3 protein-coding genes are annotated in these 2,201 nt (G+C 63.4%); all 3 read left to right on the top strand.

Annotation, left to right across the window (positions count from 1 at the left end):
* A partial coding sequence (locus WEA77_RS12645; protein ID WP_368068242.1) for a membrane dipeptidase occupies positions 1-570 on the top strand: 570 nt, incomplete at its 5' end.
* 90 nt (positions 571-660) lie between these two features.
* The gene (locus WEA77_RS12640) at positions 661-1,404 is read left to right on the top strand and encodes an SDR family NAD(P)-dependent oxidoreductase (protein ID WP_368068241.1); all 744 of its coding nucleotides are present in this window, start codon (positions 661-663) and stop codon (positions 1,402-1,404) included.
* A gap of 132 nt (positions 1,405-1,536) precedes the next feature.
* Positions 1,537-2,201: TonB-dependent receptor plug domain-containing protein (locus WEA77_RS12635; RefSeq protein WP_368068240.1), on the top strand; the 665-nt coding region annotated here is incomplete at its 3' end.

The following is a 2,201-nucleotide window of genomic DNA, read 5'->3' as shown; positions in this document are numbered from 1 at the left end:
ATCGCGCTGTCGACCACACCGATCATCCTGTCGCATTCCGGCCCCAAGGGCGTTTACGATCATCCGCGCAATCTGCCGGATGACCTGCTGCAAGCCATCGCAGACGATGGCGGCGTGATCCAGGTGAACGCCTACGGCGGATATCTCGAACCGCTGGTGGCAACTCCCGAGCGCCTTGCCGCGATTGCGCAACTCGAGGCGCAGTATGGCAAGGATACCTCCAAGCTTGCACCTGAACAGCTCGTGGCTTTCCGTGCAGCGCGCAAGGAAATGGACAAGGCGTTCCCGCCGCCGCGCTCCACCTACGAGAAGTTCATGGAGCACCTGCTCTACACCCTGAAACTGGCAGGCCCGGACCATGTGGGCATCGGCGCAGACTGGGACGGCGGCGGCGGCGTGGACGGGATGAAGGACATCACCGCCCTGCCAAGAGTAACCGCCGACCTGCTTGCGGCGGGCTATACCGAAGAAGACCTCGCGAAGATCTGGGGCGGCAACATGCTCCGCCTGCTGCGCGAAGTCGAAGCGGCGAAGACCGCCGCGCTGACATCACCGGCGACGCTGAACTAGGCTGACGGTTGCGGGCTTGCCGCGCGGGCAAGCATTGATCTCGCTGGCCCTGTGGCGAACACTCCCCTTAAACAAGGGAGAGCGACGCAGGTGACCAGTGCATATTTCGATCTGACCGGCAAGGTCGCGCTCGTGACCGGCGGCAGCCGGGGTCTCGGCTACCAGATGGCCAGGGCGTTCGCGCTGCATGGCGCGGACATCATCGTGGCGAGCCGCAAGCTGGATGCGTGCGAGGCGGCCGCGGAAGAGTTTCGCGCGATGGGGCGGAAAGCCTACGCGCATTCTGCACATTGCGGGCGGTGGAACGATATCGATGCTCTGATCGAGGCAGCCTATGCAAGGTTCGGACGGGTCGACATCCTCGTCAACAATGCCGGCTCCGGCCCGCGCATGGCGAGCCATGAAGTGACGGAGGCGCTGTTCGACAGCGTGCTGAACCTCAATTTTAAAGGCCCGTTCCGTCTGGCAAGTCAGGTAGCGAAGCGGATGGCGGATGGCGACGGCGGCAGCATCATCAACATCTCGTCTTCGGGCAGCCTTGTGCCACTGCCTCATGTCGTAGCGTATGGTTCGGCGAAGGCGGCGCTGAACGCGATGAGCCTGTCGCTGGCGCACGAGTATGCGCCGAAGGTGCGGGTCAACACGATCTGCCCCGGTCCGTTCCTGACGGATATCTCGAAGGCCTGGCCCGAAGAGATGCGCCAGAGCGCCAACAATGCGATGCGCCGTCCGGGCTACCCGGAAGAGATCATCACCGCCGCGCTCTACCTCGCGAGCCCGCATTCCAGCTTCACGACGGGCTCCCTGCTCCGCGTGGACGGCAGCGCGGCCTGATTTCATTTTTGAGCAAACCGGCCCTTGCGCCCTCCGGTATATCTTTATAATGTAATCTTATTACATAACATGGAGGATTCAATGAAGCGGGTTTGGTTGGCTACAGCAGTATCGGCGCAGGCGCTTTTGCAGATGGCGCATGCTCAGGAAGCCGAGCCGTCGCGCCGCCTGGAGCCTGTGCTGATCACCACTGCTCCGGGCCCTGACCGGGCAAGCGATGAACTGATCGGCAATGCCACGGCGCTCGTGCGCGAGGACATCGTGCGCAATCTCGCCTCCACGTTGGGCGACACGCTCTCCGGCGAGCCCGGCATCGCCTCGACCTTCTTCGGTCAGGGCGCCAGCCGTCCTGTGCTGCGCGGCCTCGGCGCCGAGCGGGTGCAGGTACTCACCAACGGGATTGGCGTGATCGATGTGTCTGCCGCGAGCCCGGACCACCAGGTCGCCGCAGACGGGATCGATGCCGAGAAGATCGAAATCCTGCGTGGACCGGCTGCGCTTGTCTATGGCGGCCAGGCGATCGGCGGCGTCGTGAACGTCATCGACGGGCTGATTGCCGAGGAGATTCCAGACAAGCCGGTCTCCGGCGATCTTCTGGGCGCGTATAACAGCGTCAATGAAGGCACCGAACTGGCGGGCCGCGTGCGCTATAACACCGGACCGTTCGTCCTCGCCCTGTCCGCCTCAACGCGGGATTTCGGCGATTATGATATTCCCGGTTTTGTGGAATCCGCTCGCCTGCGCGGGCTGGAAGACGCCGAGGACGAAGAAGACGAAGACCACGACGAGCACGAGCG

It is taken from the genome of Hyphomonas sp., from assembly GCF_040882205.1.
Taxonomy (GTDB): Bacteria; Pseudomonadota; Alphaproteobacteria; order Caulobacterales; family Hyphomonadaceae; genus Hyphomonas.
The sequence above is the reverse complement of the archived record's forward strand: the minus strand, read 5'-3'. Positions and strand labels throughout refer to the sequence as shown.